Annotated in this window: 11 protein-coding genes; 5 read left to right on the top strand and 6 right to left on the bottom strand. The window is 71.0% G+C overall.

The window, feature by feature from the left end; translation table 11 throughout:
- Positions 1–114: 114 nt before the first annotated feature.
- Both ACZ5WE_RS08015 and ACZ5WE_RS08020 read right to left on the bottom strand, forming a co-directional pair.
- Entirely contained in the window at positions 115–858 is a 744-nt protein-coding gene (locus tag ACZ5WE_RS08015; RefSeq protein ID WP_467684659.1) for a class I SAM-dependent methyltransferase, read from the bottom strand.
- A gap of 154 nt (positions 859–1,012) precedes the next feature.
- Positions 1,013–2,377 carry an FAD-dependent oxidoreductase gene (locus ACZ5WE_RS08020; RefSeq protein ID WP_467684657.1) on the bottom strand — a complete coding sequence of 455 codons (1,365 nt, stop codon included), beginning with the start codon at positions 2,375–2,377 and terminating at the stop codon, positions 1,013–1,015.
- Positions 2,378–2,633: 256 nt separating this feature from the next.
- Here ACZ5WE_RS08020 and ACZ5WE_RS08025 point away from each other — a divergent pair, with 256 nt between their 5' ends.
- A complete protein-coding gene (locus tag ACZ5WE_RS08025) occupies positions 2,634–3,593 on the top strand; it encodes an SMP-30/gluconolactonase/LRE family protein (protein ID WP_467684655.1) in 960 nt (319 codons plus the stop codon).
- Between the two features lie 81 nt (positions 3,594–3,674).
- Positions 3,675–5,129: a glyceraldehyde-3-phosphate dehydrogenase gene (locus tag ACZ5WE_RS08030; RefSeq protein WP_467684653.1), complete on the top strand. Its 1,455-nt coding sequence runs from the start codon at positions 3,675–3,677 to the stop codon at positions 5,127–5,129.
- Between the two features lie 64 nt (positions 5,130–5,193).
- Here the strand turns inward: ACZ5WE_RS08030 and ACZ5WE_RS08035 are convergent, their stop codons facing one another.
- The 4 genes from ACZ5WE_RS08035 to ACZ5WE_RS08050 all read right to left on the bottom strand — a co-directional run bounded on the left by ACZ5WE_RS08035 (position 5,194) and on the right by ACZ5WE_RS08050 (position 12,751).
- A complete protein-coding gene (locus ACZ5WE_RS08035) occupies positions 5,194–6,462 on the bottom strand; it encodes a PucR family transcriptional regulator (RefSeq protein ID WP_467684651.1) in 1,269 nt (422 codons plus the stop codon).
- Between the two features lie 74 nt (positions 6,463–6,536).
- A complete protein-coding gene (locus ACZ5WE_RS08040) occupies positions 6,537–9,164 on the bottom strand; it encodes a helix-turn-helix transcriptional regulator (protein WP_467684649.1) in 2,628 nt (875 codons plus the stop codon).
- Positions 9,165–9,348: 184 nt separating this feature from the next.
- Positions 9,349–10,245 (bottom strand): bis(hydroxyethyl) terephthalate hydrolase, encoded by an 897-nt coding sequence (gene bdeA / locus ACZ5WE_RS08045; protein ID WP_467684647.1) that lies wholly within the window; start codon positions 10,243–10,245, stop codon positions 9,349–9,351.
- A gap of 163 nt (positions 10,246–10,408) precedes the next feature.
- The gene (locus ACZ5WE_RS08050) at positions 10,409–12,751 is read right to left on the bottom strand and encodes a collagenase (RefSeq protein ID WP_467684645.1); all 2,343 of its coding nucleotides are present in this window, start codon (positions 12,749–12,751) and stop codon (positions 10,409–10,411) included.
- Positions 12,752–13,083: 332 nt separating this feature from the next.
- Between ACZ5WE_RS08050 and ACZ5WE_RS08055 the strand changes: the two genes are divergently transcribed.
- The 3 genes from ACZ5WE_RS08055 (at position 13,084) to ACZ5WE_RS08065 (ending at position 17,417) form a co-directional block, all read left to right on the top strand.
- A complete protein-coding gene (locus ACZ5WE_RS08055; protein ID WP_467684643.1) occupies positions 13,084–13,755 on the top strand; it encodes a GntR family transcriptional regulator in 672 nt (223 codons plus the stop codon).
- Between the two features lie 150 nt (positions 13,756–13,905).
- Positions 13,906–16,608 (top strand): discoidin domain-containing protein, encoded by a 2,703-nt coding sequence (locus ACZ5WE_RS08060; RefSeq protein ID WP_467684641.1) that lies wholly within the window; start codon positions 13,906–13,908, stop codon positions 16,606–16,608.
- An 83-nt stretch (positions 16,609–16,691) separates the two neighbouring features.
- Complete coding sequence (locus ACZ5WE_RS08065) at positions 16,692–17,417, top strand: class I SAM-dependent methyltransferase (RefSeq protein ID WP_467684639.1); 726 nt, start codon at positions 16,692–16,694, stop codon at positions 17,415–17,417.
- Positions 17,418–17,425: the final 8 nt, after the last annotated feature.

The raw sequence follows: 17,425 nt of genomic DNA on the forward strand, positions 1-17,425 counted from the left end.
TCCCTTCACCCGTTGGACAGTTCGGAGCGGTGCGGCACCCCTGCGGGTGCGGCACGATCCAGTAGTCGGCGGGAGACATCACTCAGTTCCCGGAGATCCACGAACTGCCCCCCGTCAGCGGGTGGGCTTGGTCCCTCGCACGATCAGGCGCCGCGAGTGGTGGTCGTAGGGCTCGCCGTCGAAGCCGCCGAAGCACTCCACGTCGGTGAATCCGGCGTCCTCGAAGAGGCCGCGCAGTTCGGCCGCGCTGTAGAGGAAGGAGGTGATGGAGGCTTCGCGCGCGATGCCGTCACGCACGAGCGTCCAGTCGGTCCGCAGCCGTGTCCAGCTGTCCAGGACGGTGTCGCGCTGCACCACGTACGCACCGTCGAGTTCGACGAGTTGGGGGCGCCCGATCCAGCCGGCGAGCACTTCCTTGCCCATCACGTCGATGAGCAGTTGCCCGCCCGGGACCAGCGAATCGTGCGCGTTGCGCAGCACTTGGACGTTGTCCCGCGGGTCGTCGAAGTAGCCGAAGGAGGTGAAGACGTTGAGCACCACGTCGTACGTGTCCGGCTCGACGTGGGTGAGCATGTCCGCCCGGATCAGGCGGACGTCGACCCCGGCGTCCTCGCACCCGGCCCGGGCGCGTTTCAGGAGCTCCGCGCTGAGGTCCACACCCGTGACCGTGTAGCCGCGGCGCACCAGCGGCGCCAGATAGAGCCCCGGTCCGCAGCACAGGTCGAGTACGCGGCTGTCGGCGGGGAACTCGAGGAGCGGCGAGCGCGCGACGAGGTCCGCCGTCTCCTCCCGCCGCCGCTCGGAGAACATCGTCTCGGAGAAGTCGGACCAGAATCCGTCGTCCTCGTACCAGTGCATGCTGCCGCGGCCTCGATCCAGTGGGCTGTTTCGGCCCGTACGCCGCGGCTGTGTGGGCGGCGGCGTACGGGACTTGCGCACCAGTGGTCGGCTGCGGGTCGCGTCTGGTTCCCGCCAGGAGGCGCGGGCCGCTTGTTCGGGCCCGCGCGTCGGCCTAGGCCCCGCTCGCCCTGAGCATGTCCTCACGCTCCACGATCTTCACGCGCTCACGCTCCTGCGGCTCACCCAGCGCCTTCTCCGCGGCGTCGAGGCGGTACCAGCCCTCCCACGTGGTGAAGCGGACGTTCCGCTCGCCGAGGAAGGACTCCACGGCTGCCGGGTCGGGAGCGGTGGGCGTGTGCAGACGGGCGTTCGTGTGGTCGTCGATGAGGCTGGCGACGGTCTCGTTGGCGTCGCCCTTGGTGTGACCGATCAGGCCCACAGGGCCGCGGCGGATCCACCCGGTGACATACGTCGACTGCAGGTGCTCCCCGGTCTCCTCGATGACGCGGCCTGCCTTGTCCGGCACCGTGCCCGACGCGACGTCCCAGGGCAGCTTGGGCAACTCGTCGGAGAGGTAGCCGACGGCGCGGTAGACGGCGCCGAGGTCCCAGTCCTTGAACTCGCCGGTTCCCTTGACGTTGCCCGTGCCGTCGAGGGCGGTGCGCTCGGTGCGCAGGCCCACCACCCGGCCGTCCTCGCCGAGGATCTCGGTCGGGGACTCGAAGAAGTGCAGGAACAGCTTGTGCGGCCGCTCGCCGATGTCGCGGATGGCCCAGTTCTCCAGCGTCTTGGCGACCATGTCGGCCTGCTTGTTGCCGCGCCGGGTCGCGATCGAGCCGTCGTCGTAGTCGATGTCCTCGGGATCGACGATGACCTCGATGTTCGGGGAGTGGTCGAGCTCCCGCAGCTCCAACGGGCTGAACTTGGCCTGCGCGGGGCCGCGGCGGCCGAAGACGTGCACCTCGCGCGCCTTGTTGACCTTGAGTCCCTCGTGGACGTTCGGCGGAATCTCGGTGGGGATGAGCTCTTCCGCCGTCTTGGCAAGGACGCGTGCCACGTCGAGCGCCACGTTGCCGACGCCGAGGACGGCCACCTTCTCGGCGTCGAGCGGCCAGGTGCGCGGCACGTCAGGGTGCCCGTCGTACCAGGAGACGAAGTCCGCGGCGCCGTGCGAGCCCTCGAGGTCGAGGCCGGGTATGTCGAGCGCCCGGTCGGCCGTCGCGCCGGTGGAGAAGATCACCGCGTCGTAGAAGCTGCGCAGGTCGTCCAGGTCGATGTCGCGCGGGTAGTCGACGTTGCCGAAGAAGCGGATCTGCGGCTTGTCCAGGACCTGGTGCAGGGCGGTGACGATGCCCTTGATCCGGGGGTGGTCGGGGGCGACGCCGTACCGGATGAGGCCGAAGGGCGCGGGCATCCGCTCGAAGAGGTCGATCGACACACCGGGCTCGACCGCCACTGCGGATTTCAGCAGCGCGTCGGCGGCGTAGATGCCGGCCGGACCGGCTCCGACAACGGCTACCCGCAGAGGGCGAGACATGATCAGGTTTCCCTTCGAGCGAAGACATGGGGCTCGTCGGGAAGCCTAAACTAAGGCAATCCTAAGTTAGTACCCGGCCTTGACCTATGACCTCATAAGGACAACTTATGGGGTCGCGAAGCCTGGGTTTGAGTCGCAGGTCGCATGCGGGACCAGGACGCGAGGGAACCCCGGGCACGGCCACCTCGTTGTCAACACGCCTGACACGCAACAGAGTCGATGCTCCCATCCCCGCCCTTCACGGAGGCCAGGAACCATGACCCGCGATCACCGGAAGCATCCCCGCCCATCCCGTCGCACCGCCCTCAAAAGCGCCGCCCTGGCGGCAGTGGCGGTGGCGGCCGGCGCCGGCACGGCCGACGCCGCCACTGCCGCACAGGGCGCCACATGGCCGACCGAGTTCCCGCTCCCCGACGGCTTCCTCCCCGAGGGCATCGCCATCGGCAAGAGGCCGTACGCCTACATGGGCTCGCGCGCCAACGGCGCCGTCCACCGCACCGACCTGCGCACCGGCCGGGGCGAGATCCTCTACGAGGGGGCCGCAGGCACGGTGGCGGTCGGCCTGAAGGTGGACGACGACGGCTTGCTCTACGTCGCCGGGAACACCGGGGTCGCACGGGTCCTCGACACCCGCAGCCGGGACCTCGTGGCCACGTACCAACTGACGGAAGCCGCCGGTCACTTCATCAACGACGTCACCCTGCTCGGCGACCGCGCCTGGTTCACCGACTCGCGCGACAGCGTGCTCCATGGAGTACCGCGCGGCCGCAAGGGCAAGGTGCGCGCCCTGCCGCTCCGCGGCGACTGGGTGCAGACACCGGACGCGATCAACGCCAACGGCATCGTCGACACCCCCGACGGCCGGGGACTGATCGTCGTCAGCAGCTCGCCCGGCAAGCTCTACCGCGTCCACCTCAAGACCGGGCACGCCACCGAGATCACACTGTCCGGCGCGCAGAACGTGGTCAACGGCGACGGCCTCCTCCGGATCGGCCACACCCTGTACGTCGTACAGAACCGGCTGAACCTCATCAGCGTGTTCCACCTCGACGCCGAGGCCGGCACCGCCACCCTGCGCCGCACGATCACCGACCCCCGCTTCGACGTCCCCACCACCGCGGCCCGCTGGGGCGACCGCCTCTATCTCGTCAACGCCCGCTTCACGAGCCCTCAGGAGCCCGGGACCACGTTCAACGCCGTCGCCGTACGTCGCTAGATCCCCCAGATGGCACCCATTGCAAGATCAAAAGTCGCTCGGGTTAGCATATGAGCGCCGCCTAGCTCGAAAGATAAACCTGTGACTGTCAATGACGACTCGTTCACCAATTGGAAGCACCGCGAGGAGATCGCGGAGTCGATGATCCCGATCATCGGGAAGCTGCACCGGGAGCGGGACGTCACCGTCCTGCTCCACAGCCGCTCCTTGGTGAACAAGTCGGTGGTCAGCCTCCTGAAGACCCACCGATTCGCGCGACAGATAGCCGGTGCGGAACTCTCCGTCACCGAGACGCTGCCGTTCCTCCAGGCCCTCACCACGCTCGACCTCGGTCCCTCGCAGATCGACATCGGCATGCTCGCCGCGACGTACCGGGCCGACGACCGCGGTCTGTCGGTGGCGGAGTTCACCGCCGAGGCGGTCGCCGGCGCCACGGGCGAGAACAAGATCGAGAGCCGCGAAGGACGCGACGTCGTCCTGTACGGCTTCGGTCGCATCGGCCGCCTCGTCGCCCGCCTGCTCATCGAGAAGGCCGGCTCCGGCAACGGACTGCGCCTGCGCGCCGTCGTCGTGCGCCAGAGCGGCGGGCGGGCCGTCGAGGACTTGGTCAAGCGCGCCTCGCTGCTGCGCCGTGACTCCATCCACGGCCAGTTCCAGGGCACGATCACGGTCGACGAGGCGAACAGCACGATCATCGCCAACGGCAACGAGATCAAGGTGATCTACGCCAACGACCCCTCCGAGGTCGACTACACGGCGTACGGCATCAAGGACGCCATCCTCATCGACAACACCGGCAAGTGGCGCGACCGCGAGGGGCTCTCCAAACACCTGCGCCCCGGTGTCGACAAGGTCGTCCTGACCGCGCCGGGCAAGGGCGACGTCCCGAACATCGTGCACGGCGTCAACCACGACACGATCAAGCCGGACGAGCAGATCCTGTCCTGCGCCTCCTGCACCACCAACGCGATCGTCCCGCCGCTCAAGGCGATGGCGGACGAGTACGGCGTCGTGCGCGGGCACGTGGAGACCGTCCACTCGTTCACCAACGACCAGAACCTCCTGGACAACTTCCACAAGGCCGACCGCCGCGGCCGCTCCGCGCCGCTCAACATGGTCATCACCGAGACCGGCGCCGCGTCCGCCGTCGCCAAGGCGCTGCCCGACCTCAAGGCGCCCATCACCGGCAGCTCGATCCGCGTCCCGGTGCCGGACGTCTCGATCGCGATCCTCAGCCTGCGGCTCGGCCGCGAGACCAACCGCGAGGAAGTCCTCGACTACCTCCGCAACGTGTCGCTGACGTCGCCTCTCAAGCGCCAGATCGACTTCACCAGCGCGCCCGACGCGGTCTCGAACGACTTCATCGGCTCGCGCCACGCCTCGATCGTCGACGCGGGCGCCACGAAGGTCGACGGCGACAACGCGATCCTCTACCTCTGGTACGACAACGAGTTCGGCTACTCGTGCCAGGTGATCCGCGTCGTGCAGCACGTCTCCGGCGTGGAGTACCCGACGTACCCGGTGCCGGTGGCCTGACACGCGTACGACTCTCCGGTGGGCGGCAAGGGATTCCCCTTGCCGCCCACCGGCCGTTTCGCTCTCACCCGCCGAGCAGCCTCCGGGCCCCGAGGGCGAGCGAGATCTCCACGAGGTCGCCGACCCGGGTGAGGCTGCGGCCGGTCAGCTGCTCGACGCGGCGCAGCCGGTTGAGGACGGTGTTGCGGTGGCAGTAGAGGCGGGCACCGGCCCGCTGCGCCGAGCCGTCCGTCTCCAGCCACCCGACGAGTGTGTCGAGGAGGAGGTCCCGGTCGGCGGGGTCGAGGGAACGAAGCGGGCCAAGGACACGCTCGGCGAGCGCCTCCGCGAGCTCGGGCGACGAGACGACGAGGGCGTCGGGCAGACGTTCGTCCAGGAGTACGGTGCCGCCGCTGCGGGGGCAGACGCGCAGGGCGGTGTCGGCGAGGCGGCGGGCGTGAGGGACGGCGGCAAGGCCCTCCACGGGTGAGCCGATTCCGGCGCGGGCCCCGGTCGGCAGGGCCAGAGCGGCGCCGAGCGCGGACAGTTCGGCTGCCGGTCCGCCGTCGGCGGCGGCGTCGCCGAGCAGCACCAGTGCGTACTGAGTCTCGGGGCCGGAGTGGCGCAGGGTCCGCGTCCCCGGCGGCAGGGTGAGGATGCCGCCCTCCCCCGCCAGGGCGATCACGGCGTACCACCCGTGCTCGGGCAGCCCCAGCACATCGGCGGCGGTGGGCAGGTCGGTGAGCCGCGCGCTTCCGTCGAGGAGGCTAGCGGTCAGGAGCCGCATGCGGTTCTCGTGCCGCCAGGCCATGCGGCGTTCGGTGCGGCGGTAGGCGTCGGCGACCACGCCGCAGTGTTCGTCGACGAAGTTCCATACGTCCGTGGCGACATGGATGAGCAGCCGCATGTCGTCGGGGTTGCCGCGCGAGACCTCCTCGACAAGTCCCTGCCACACCATCGCCCCGCCGAGCCGGAAGGCGTGCAGCAACGCGTCGAGCGGCAGGCCCCGTTCGGCGCGTACCCCGGCGATCTGAATGGATGTGCGGTGTGCGGCCTCCCTGGTCTCCGCCGGCTGGAGGAGCGAGGTGACGCTGTACCGCAGCGAGCGGTGCACCTCCTGCCACACCTCGGTGGGGCGGGCCTCGATGGCCGCGCGGTAGGCGGGCTCCTGCTCGCGCAGTTCCGCGACGAGCCGGTCGGTCATCGCGGCCAGGTCCCTCAGCAGGGCGCGGGCCGCGCGGTGCAGTACGGCGACGGCCTCGGCGTCGAGGAGGGAGCGGGCGCCGGGTGCGAGCGGGGCGATGGCGGGCACTTCGTGCAGGGGACCGACCCGTGACCGCAGGACGTGTGGCATGGGGCCTCCACGGGAGTGTGCGCACTGCCGGATCTTCCTGACGCCCGAAGAATGGCATACCGCCCAGTCGGTACCTAGAGGTGTGCGGCAATCTCCTCATCACGGTCCGGCAACCCTCCGTCGCCGCCGAGGAGCCGGGACAGCTCGACGCGGGAGCGTACGCCCAGCGTGGCGAACACATTGCGCAGGTGGTGGTCGACGGTGCGGTGGCTCACCGACAGGCGTTCCGCCACCTCGCGGTTGGTGGCGCCCTCCGCCACATGACGGGCGATGCGCTGCTGCTGCGGGGTCAGCGCCGAGAGCACTCCTGCTCCCGGCTCCCCCGCCACCGCCTCGCCCGCGGCGCGGAGTTCACCACGGCTGCGGTCCGCCCAGGCGCGGGCCCCGCACCGCTCGAAGCCGACCAGCGCGTCGCGCAGCGGGCCGCGCGCCTCGCGGGTACGGCGCCTGCGGCGCAGCCACTGGCCGAACAGCAGCTGCGTACGGGCCCGTTCGAACTCGCCGGGCGAGCGGTCGTGGTGCGCGAGCGCGCTCTCGTACGCGGTGGCCGTCTGCTGCGGCGGAGCCAGCAGGGCGCGGCAGCGGGCCAGTTGGGCCGGGGCGAGCCGGTCCGCGGTGGCCTCGGTCCAGCGGGTGAACTCGGCTGTGGCGTCACGGGCCTCTGCCGTGCGCCCCGTCGTTGCGGCCGCTTCGACGAAGCAGGGGACGGCGAGCATCCTGACGGCGAAGTGCCCGCGCCGGGGTCCCGGCGCGACCAGGGGGGCGAGGCGGGCCGCCGCGTCCCCCGGGCGCCCCGCCGCGAGATCCGCTCGCGCGACGGCCCAGGTGGCGAGTGTGGCGGCCTGGTGGAGACCGTGCGGTCCCGCGCCCGCGGCAGCGGCCGCCGCGTGCCCGGCGCAGGCGTCCGCGTCACCCTCCACGGAGGCGGCGAGCGCGAGGACGGCGTGCAGACAGGCGGCGACGTTGGGCTGCCCGATCCGGTGCGCGGCACGAAGCCCTTCGAGGGCGTGCGCCCGGGCCGTGGTGTGCCGTCCCGCACGCAGCTCTCCGTACGCCAGGTGCTCCAGGGCGCGCGGCAGCAGGACCTCGGGGCCATAAGCGCGCACGGCCGCGAGCGCTCGGGCACCGGCGCCGCAGGCTGTCTCGACCTCGCCGACGACCAGGGCCGCGGCTCCGGCGCGCAGCAGCCCGGCCGGCTCGGCCGTCCGTGGCACTTCGTCCAGGCAGCGGCGCAGCAGGGCGTGGCCCTCGGCGGTGCGGCCCGAGAGGACCGCGCACATCCCGGCGCGGTACGCCTCCAGGGGCGGGTCGTCGGCGCAGGTGGGGACACGCGCCATCGCCTCCCGGTAGGCCGCGGCGTCGCCCATCGCCCAGGCCGCCTCCGCCGCGCCGATCAGCGCGTGGCGGGCGGCTTCGGGCGGGAGCAGCACGGCGGCGGTGAGCAGGGCCTCCCGGGCGTCGGCGGCAGGGCCATCGGCGAGGGACAACAGCCCCCGGACCTGGTGGACGCGGCCGTGGGCGGGGGAACCGGCGGTGCGGGCGAGCAGGGCGCGGGCCCGGACGGGGTCGCCTGCCTGCCGGGCCGCCTCGGCCGCGTCGGCGAGCCGGTCGGTGCGCAGTGTCGTGTCGGCGGTGAGCGCCGCGGCGCGGGCCAGGGCGGCGGAACGCTCGGCCGGCGGGCGGGGCGCGCTCGCCGCGGCGGCAAGGGCCCCAGCGAGCCGCGCGTCGTAATCCCCTGCGGCGCAGGCGAGTTGGACCAGGCGGGAGAGGCGGTCCCGGCAGACCACGGCGAGCCGGGCATGGGCGGCTCTACGGCGAGCGAGCGGGGCACGGTAAAGCACAGCCCGGCGAAGAAGAGGATGAGCGAAGTGAACCCGCCCACCCACTCCGACCACCACCCCAGCAGCTTCAGCGGGCGCGAGCCCCACGGAACCCTCAGCCGCGCGCCCCCCAACCACCCCAGCCCGCAACAGCAGAGCCAGATCCGCCCCCGCACCCTCGGCCTCATGCTCCCCGGCCGCCGCTGCGAGCAGCAGCAGGGATCGGGTGGGGATGGGCAGGTCGTCGATGTGGGTGGCGTAGTCGGCGAGGATGGCTTCGCCGCCGGGGAGGTCGTCGGGGAGTGCGGCGCGGCCGGACAGTTGGCCTGGGGTCAGGGCCGCGACCAGGGCGGTGAGCAGGCGCGGGTTGCCCGCGGCCTCGCGGATCAGCCAGGCTCCGACGTCCGGGTCGGCCGAGCCGCGGGTCAGCCGGTCGAACAGGGCGGCAGCCGCGCTGTCGTCGAGTGGACCCAGGCGCAGGGTGGTGAGCCCGCCCAACTCGTCTGATCCTGCGAGGCGTTCGGTGCGGGTGAGTACGACGGCGACGGAACTTTCGGCGGGTCGGCGGCGCAGGTCGGCCACGAGAGCAGCCCGGTCCGCCGGGCGCCAGGTGTGCGCGTCGTCGACGCAGACCAGCAGCGGGCCCTCACGCGGCAACGCTGCCGGAGCGACGAGTCGCACTGACGGCACCGGCACGCAGATCGCCCGCGCGTACTCGACGAGTGCGGTGCGGCCGAGGCCGGGCAGCGCGGTGAGGGCGAGCACGCCGCCCCTGCCGGCCCGTAAGCGTCCCACCAGGGATTCCACTGCGGCGATTTCCTCGCGGCGGCCGTGGAGCTCGGGAGCCCTGAGCACGCCGGGTACGGTCGTCGAAAGGGTCACGCCCGCACGTTACTTCCGCGTAACACGGCCCGGAAGCCCCGCGTCCGCCGCACTGGGCACGCCACCAGCGGCATCCGCGTCCAGGTGTGCCCGGGCACAGTCCGAAGGCCCGGGACACGACACGCGCCGTCCGCCTCCGGCTGACCGGCGGCGGACGGCGGGCCCCCATGACGGGTCATCAGGGTCAGGAAGTGTGCGGGCAGTTGCCTCGGTACTCCTCGATGGTGAGGCTCGGCCTCGGCAACGGGCAGAGGAACTGCTCGTAGCGGGTGTCGTTGTCGATGAACCGCTTCAGCCAGGAAATGCTGTACTTCGCGATCGTCGTGTTGGACGAGTTCGGCGTGAAGTGGGAGGCGCCGTTGAGCTCCAGGTACGCCTTGTCCAGGCTGCTCGGCAGCGACTGGTAGAACGGCTCGGAGTGGGAGGCGACGGGGGCGACGGTGTCACCGTCGGCGCCCACGACGAGCGTGGGCGTACGCAGCTCGGGCCAGGTCTTGTCGGTGTTCCAGCCGGTCAGCGGGATCGCCGCCTGCAGCGAGGTACGGCTCTTGGCGGCCTCCAGAGTGCCACCACCGCCCATCGAGTGGCCCATCACACCGAGCCGGGAGGCGTCGACGCGGCCCCGCACCGAGCTCGAATTCGTCAAGTAGTCGAGCGCGGACAGGAGTTGGCGTCCACGGCTGTCGGGCTGGTCGAGCGTCGTGTTGGTGTCGATGGTGAAGACCACGAAGCCCTGGGAGGCGAGCCGGGGCCCGAGCCAGGCAATGCTCGACTGGTAGGCGGTGTAGCCCGGCGAGATGACGACCGCACCGAAGGTGCCGTCGGCGGTGGACGTCGGGTAGTAGATGGTGCCGCCGCCGAAGCCGGACACGCTCAGCGAGGAGACGTCGGTCTGCGAGACGGCGTACGAGCCGCGCGTGGCCTCGATGCTGGAGACGGTGGGTTCGGGGCCACGCTCGTACGGGTTGTCCGCGGCGGCCTGGGCGCCGGGCGCGAGGCCGGTGCCGAGGAGGCCGGCGGTGGCGACCGCGGCGGCCAGAGCGGCCCGCACCACAGGGCGGGAGAAGACGTGCAGGCGCACGGAGGGGTCCTCTCGGTCGTGGCGGAGCCACCCGGGAGAGGGAGGTACGCCCCGGTGGAGGCCGCCGTGTTGGTTGGCGGTCCCCACCGTGGCGGTGCCGACGGAGTGTGGACATCGGCGAAATCACCGGTGTCGCGCGGATGTTGTCCGCCCCGCAGGGGTGTCAGCCGCGCAAGGGGCCCTCGCAGGTGTAGTCGGACGTCCCGGCGCGGCCGTTGGTCCAGATGTCCACCTCGCCGAAGGTGCAGTTCATGTCGGCGAGGTTGTTGTCGCCACCCGCGGCTCGGTCGAGGATGAAGCCGTCGACGGTCTCGGACATGTCCTTGAAGACGAGGTCGGCGCTTGCCGCGTCACTGAGGTTCGCGGTGATCCGGCCGGCGCACGCGAACCGCGGGCGGCCGGGCGTGCTGGTGGAGCGGCAGTCGGGCGTGATGCCGGTCGTCGCGACGAACGAGGAGCGGACCTGGCCGGCCGTGCTGTCGCGCAGCTGGGCGACGGGGACGTACTCGGTGTCGGGGACGAACAGGTCGTCGACATGCGCGATCTGCTGGTCGAGGAAGGCGTCGAAGCCGCTCTGCAGCCCCGAGTCCCGGCCGAGGCGATCGCGCCAGGCGTCGAAGGCGCGCGGGTCGTCGGAGCGCAGGTGCCGGTACATCTCCTTGATCAGCGCGGGGCGTTCGGTCCACAGGAACTCGAAGAAGGCGCCGGCGTAGTCGTAGAAGCGGAAGCCGTCCCCGTCGTAGGTGGCGTGCAGCAGCTGGTCCACGGTCATGCGCGGCCCACCGCCAGCGGTGTCGTCGATGATGCCCTGGATCAGGGACTTGCGGACCTTTATGCCGTCGTCGCGGGTGGCACCGTCGAAGAACTCCGCCGTGCCCTCGTCCATCGCCGTGGTCCGGTCGCGCTCGTACCAGGGCCCCTCACCGAAGAAGCCGGGCACCGCCCAGCGGCCGTTGAGGTAGTGCGTGTACTCGTGGCGGAACAGTTCCTCGAGCGTCAGCGAGGAGTCCTGGGGGACGCGCCGCTGGTAGGTGTAGAAGGTCGCGCCCCTCTCGATGTAGACGCCCCCGTTGTCGGTGCCCATGCCGGTCAGCAGCGGATGGAAGTTCTCGTAGTCGGCGCGGGAGGCGTACAGGACCGTGGTCAGGGTTGAGTTGGGGTCGCCGCCCAGCGGCTCCTGGGTGCCGACGACGCGGTGGAACTGGGCCTTGACCTGCTTGCTGGCGTAGTAGAGCTGGTCGACGGTGTCGCGGTCGAGGGCGGTGCGGACCTTCATGCCACCCTCGTCATACGCGTAGGTCTGCGGGAAGAGACGACGCTCGATGTCGTCCTTGCACACCTGGTACGGCTCGCAGGCCTCGAATTCGATCAGCCAGGTGACGACCTTCGCCCACGGCGCGCTGCCGTCACCGAAGTTGCGGGCGGTGGTGTCAAGGAGCGGGCCGAGCCCGGCGACGGTCTCGGCCCGCAGGGCGTCGATCTGGCCGATCCTGCCGTACTCGCTCACCGCGTCGCGCACGACCCAGGCGTTGGGCCTGCCCTTGAGGTGGGTGTGCCCGGCGAACGCCTTGAAGGCGGCGCGGTAGGAGGGGTCCGCTGCCACCGCGGCACGGAAGGCGGTGTCCTGGTTGCCCGGATAGACACCGAGGTAGTTCAGGGTGAGCGCGGAGAGGGCGGCGCCTGCCCAGCTCGTGTCCTGGGCGGTGTCGGGGTGGGCGGCGTCCATCGTCGCCAGGACCCGCTTGACGAGCGGGAGTTGGTGCTGACGCAACCCTGCCGCACTGGCCGCGATCAGCGCCTCGCGGAGCGTCTCGGCGTTGGAGCGCGTGACGTCGAAGGCGTGGGCCGCGGCGCCGAAGGCGTCCACGGCCCGTCGCATGGCGGCCAGGGTCGCCGGGTCGGTGATGTCGACCTCGTCGTGCGAGAAACCCTGGTAGGAGACGGCGTGCAGGTAGGTGAACATCTCAAGGAGGTGGCTGCGGTTGGTGCCGTCGTGGGATGCGGCGAGCTGGGTGGCGCGTTGGGAGACGGCCTGAATGTGGGCGGCCGACATGACCGGGGCGAGGCGCCGGTCCCAGTTCCAGATCAGACCGCGCAGACAGCCGTCGGCGGTGACGGCAGGATCGGCGAGGAAGTCGACGAACCGAGCGGGCGACAAGCCCGTGACGCCGTCGAGAGTGCACGGTACAAGCACCTTGCCGACAGTGGCGCGGGGCACGTCGCCCGTGGCCTTCGCCTTGTCCGTTCGGGGGCCGGGGACACGACCGTCGGCGAGCCCACCGGGGGCGGGGAGCTTCCATGTGGCCGGCTTCGGGGCCTTGGCGCGGCGGTCGACCCGGTCGAACGGGCTCTGCGCCTCGGGTCCCGGCGCGGCGGGTGAAGCGGCGACCGGACGCCGATCGGGTGCGGGGCCGTCCGCGTCGGCGGCGGGTGCGGCCGTGGCGCACAACGCCACGGATATCGCCGCGGCTACCACGGATCTGTGCAGGGTACGGGGCTGGTGCACGACAGGCTCCTGATGTGTGGGAGGTGGGGAGAGCGGTGCATGGCGGCACGACACGGGGCTTGGCGCCACAACTAACGCGTCGTCAGGGCCACTTGAGGGGAGCGGCTCCGCCATGTGATGCGTAACGTAGTAATGTGAAATGGTACTGACAACCCCTCAGACACCGTGTGACTGGCAACTCCCCTTTCGCAATCGGCAGGTTCACCCTGTTCGCGGCCGCCGTGACGGCCCGCCAGACCCTGGGGACAGAACAACGTGACCTTGTACGCTGGTGAACCACTCGGGGCGGGCGCGCGGGCCACGGCCTGCGGGGCCACGAAGGGATCACCACCATGGGTCACCTCCCACAGCGCACCCTCGTCACTCCCCGGGAGCGGCTGCGCGATCAGGTGGCCCACCACCTGCGGGCCGCGCTGATATCCGGTGAACTCAGGCCCGGCGCGGTCTACTCCGCACCCGTCCTCGCCGAAGGCTTCGGGATCTCCGCGACACCGGTGCGCGAGGCGATGCTCGATCTGGCCCGTGAGGGCCTGGTGGAGCCGGTCCGCAACAAGGGCTTCCGCGTCACCGAGGTCGATGAACGCGACCTCGACCAGTACACGGAGATCCGCACCCTCATCGAGGTCCCGATGATCGGCCGCATCACGCGGTCCGCGTCGCGCGCGGAGCTGGAACAGCTGCGCCCCGTCGCCGAGGAGATCGTGCGCGCGGCCCGGGAGCACGACCTCATCGGCTATCTCGAGGCGGACCGGCGGTTCCACCTCTCCCTACTGGCGCTCGGCGGCAACGACCGGCTCGTCGAGACTGTCGGTGACCTGCGCAAACGCTCCCGCCTCTATGGCCTTACGGCGCTGGATGAACGCGGCCGGCTGATCCCGTCGGCGCAGGAGCACATCGAGCTCCTGGACCTGATGGTGGCGGGTGACGCAGAAGGGGCGGAACAGTGCATGACACGCCATCTCGGGCATGTGCGCTCACTGTGGGCCCGGGGCACCAAGGCGTAGGCACCGAGCCTTGACTCGGCACGGGCGCTCGACACGGGCCCTACTCGCGGGTTCGTTTGATTCTTCAACACATCGCGCGACTCATTGACGCGGACCGTTCACCTCTTTATGGTCGCCTGACCTTCCCCGGCGACCCCGCAACGGAGCACAATGAGGTCCCTCCCCCGCACGGCCCGGTTCATCGCACCCTTCCTCGTGGGTGTGCTTGCGGCAGCCGTTCCCCCCACCGCGGCGGCCGACATCGCGTCCCCCGGCACCGAGAAACCGACGACGCCCGCGCCCTCCCCCCATGACGACTGGACGCTGACGTCGACCCGTATCGACGCGAAGGACACGTACCACGCCTTCGTCGGCAACGGCTATCTCGGCCAGCGCGTCGCGCCCGACGGATCCGGCTACACCGCCTCCGACGCCAAGACCGGATGGCCGCTGTTCAGCCGCCGCTACGACGGTTCCTTCGTCTCCGGGCTGTACGCGCACAACAAGGACACCACCGAGAACCGCGAGGTCGCCGCGGCCATCCCCACCTGGAGCCCCCTCACGGTCTCCACCGGTGGCCCCGGCTCCGAGACGTTCACCTCCGCGACCCCGGCCTCCCGGATCTCGCACTACCGGCAGAGCCTCGACCTGCGCCGTGGCCTGGTGCGGACCGAGCTCACCTGGACGGCCGCGGACGGCCGGGCCACCGACCTCGTCTACGACGTCCTCGCGGACCGCGACAACCCCCACGTCGGCGCCGTACGCCTGCGCATGACCCCGCACTGGGACGGCGACGCGAAGGTCACCGACCGTATCGACGGACACGGCGCCCGGCGCATGACAGCCACCGGCGGCGGCGAACGCTCCGGGGGGCGCACCATGGCCGTGGGGTTCCGCACGGACGGTACGAAGACCGACGGGACGGTCGCTTCGACGCTCCGCGCCGGGCACGGCGCGCGTACAGAAAATGAACAAACCTCTGCTCCTGCCCGCAAGTTGAGCGCGCATCAGTCCGTCGGACTGCCTGTCCGGTCCGGGCAGACCTACGAACTGACCAAGTACGTCGGCGTCGACACCGCACTGACCTCCCGCTCCCCCGAGCGCGATGCCGTCGCGGCCTCGCAGCGTGCTGCCGGGCGGGGCTGGGACGCACTGTTCGCCGGCCACACCGCTGCCTGGCGCAAGCTGTGGCGCAGCGACATCGAGGTGGCAGGACAGGGCGAACTCCAGTCGTGGGTGCGCTCAGCCCAGTACGGGCTGCTGTCCAGCACCCGCCCCGGCTCGGCCAACAGCATCTCCCCCACCGGACTGAGCAGCGACAACTACGCGGGCCTCGTCTTCTGGGACGCGGAGACCTGGATGTACCCGGCGCTGCTCGCCGCCCACCCCGGCCTCGCCAAGTCCGTGGTGGAGTACCGCTACCGCACCCGGGACGGCGCCCGCGCCAACGCGAAGAAGCTCGGCCACCGCGGTCTCTTCTACCCCTGGACCAGCGCGAGCAAGGGCGATCTCAAGGCCGAGTGCCACAGCGTGGACCCACCGCACTGCCGCACCCAGAACCACCTGCAGAGCGACGTCGCCCTGGCCGCCTGGCAGTACTACCTCGCGACCAAGGACACGAAGTGGCTGCGCTCCCGCGGCTGGCCGGTGATCCAGGGCATTGCCGAGTTCTGGGCCGACCGCGCCACGCGCAACGCCGACGGCAGCTACTCCATCAAGGACGTCGCGGGTCCCGACGAGTACAGCAACGGCGTCGACGACGGCGTGTTCACCAACGCGGGCGCCGCCACCACTCTGCGCACCGCCACCCGCGCCGCGGAACTGCTCGGCAAGGACGCCCCGGCGAGCTGGAACACCGTCGCCGACAAGCTGCGTATCCCCTACGACAAGAAGAAGCAGGTCTTCCAGCAGTACGACGGTTACAAGGGCTCGGTGATCAAGCAGGCGGACACCGTGCTGCTGATGTACCCGCTGGAGTGGCCGATGTCGAAGCAGGCCGCCACGAACACCCTCGACTACTACGCGGCCCGCACCGACCCCGACGGTCCCGCCATGACCGACTCGGTGCACGCCATCGACGCCGCGGCGATCGGCGAGCCCGGCTGCTCCGCGTACACCTACCTGACGCGCTCCATCCGTCCCTTCGTGCGCGGCCCGTTCGACCTGTTCTCGGAGGCGCGCGGCGACAAGGCGGGGGCCTCCGATCCGCTGTCGGGCTCCCCGGCGCAGAACTTCACGACCGGCCAGGGCGGCTTCCTCCAGGTCTTCACCAACGGACTGACCGGGCAGCGGATGCACGAGAACAGCGTGCACCTCGACCCGATGCTGCCGCCGCAGCTGTCCCAGGGCGTGAAGCTCAACGCCCTGCACTGGCAGGGACGTACGTACGACATCGCCATCGGTGCCCATGAGACGACGGTGCGCCTCACGCACGGCGAGCCCTTCGAGATCGAGACCCCGCAGGGCAAGCAGGTCGTCAGCGAGGGCACGCCCGCGCACATCAAGACCCGCCGCCCGGACCTCGAGCCGACCGACAACCTCGCCAGGTGCCGTGACGCGAAGGCGAGTTCGGAGCAGCCGGGCCAGTACGCGGACGCCGCACTCGACGGCAACACCGCCACCGCCTGGGTCCCCGACACCGCCCGTGCCACGCTCACCGCGGACCTCGGCAAGGTCTCCCGTATCACCGGGATCACCCCGCGCTGGACGGACGTGAAGCCCACGAAGCAGACAGTGCAGACGTCGCGAGACGGCCATCACTGGAAGACCGCCGAGCCGGACGACGGAGCCACGGCCCGCTACGTCCGTGTGAAGTTCACGTCCAAGGACGCGAAGAAGCCCGCGGGCATCCAGGAGTTGACCGTCAACCGCTAGGTCGCGGCGGCAACGGCGGGAGTGGCGGCGAGGCACCGAAAAGGAGTGCCCTCGCCGCCACTCGCGTTGGTAGCGTGCCGCGCGTGGCGGACGAGGCGTACGAGAACCCGAGGCTGGCGGCACTTTACGATCCGCTCGAGGCGGACCGCGGCGACCTGGACGTATATGCCGACGTGGCAGCGGAACTGAGAGCGCATCAGGTACTGGACGTCGGCTGTGGCACGGGGACGTTCGCGCTGCTCCTGTCCGACCGCGGCCTCCGCGTCACCGGCGTCGACCCGGCAGCGGCCTCCCTCGACGTGGCCCGTTCCAAGCCCGGCAGCGAGCGCGTGCGATGGATCCACGGCGACGCGAGCGCGCTCCCGGCCATGCGGGTGGACCTGGCCACCATGACCGCCAACGTGGCCCAGGCGATCGCGGACCCGGAGGTGTGGGAGTCCACCCTTCGCGGCATCCATGCCGCGCTGCGGCCGGGCGGCCACCTCGTCTTCGAGACCCGTGACCCCGCCCGGCGGGCTTGGGAGGGGTGGAACCGGGCCGCGACCCGCCGCACGGTCACCGTCGAGGGCGTCGGCGGTGTCGAGACCTGGGTGGACGTCACCGATGTCAGCTTGCCCCTGGTGACCTTCCGCGGCACCGTCGTCCTCACCTCGACCGGCGAGACGCTCACCTCCGAATCGACCCTGCGCTTCCGCGAGCGCGACGAAGTGACCGCCTCGCTCACCGCCCACGGCTATGTGGTGGACGAGATCCGCGACGCCCCCGACCGCCCCGGCAGGGAACTCGTCTTCCTCGCCCGCCGCCCGTAGCCCCAAGA

It is taken from the genome of Streptomyces sp. NPDC033180, from assembly GCF_055577645.1.

Coding starts and splice junctions, on each gene's coding strand:
- ACZ5WE_RS08020 (WP_467684657.1), bottom strand. CDS start 2,377: ATGTCTCGCCCTCTGCGGGTAGCCGTTGTCGGAGCCGGTCCGGCCGGC.
- ACZ5WE_RS08060 (WP_467684641.1), top strand. CDS start 13,906: ATGAGGTCCCTCCCCCGCACGGCCCGGTTCATCGCACCCTTCCTCGTG.
- ACZ5WE_RS08015 (WP_467684659.1), bottom strand. CDS start 858: ATGCACTGGTACGAGGACGACGGATTCTGGTCCGACTTCTCCGAGACG.
- ACZ5WE_RS08055 (WP_467684643.1), top strand. CDS start 13,084: ATGGGTCACCTCCCACAGCGCACCCTCGTCACTCCCCGGGAGCGGCTG.
- ACZ5WE_RS08035 (WP_467684651.1), bottom strand. CDS start 6,462: ATGCCACACGTCCTGCGGTCACGGGTCGGTCCCCTGCACGAAGTGCCC.
- ACZ5WE_RS08025 (WP_467684655.1), top strand. CDS start 2,634: ATGACCCGCGATCACCGGAAGCATCCCCGCCCATCCCGTCGCACCGCC.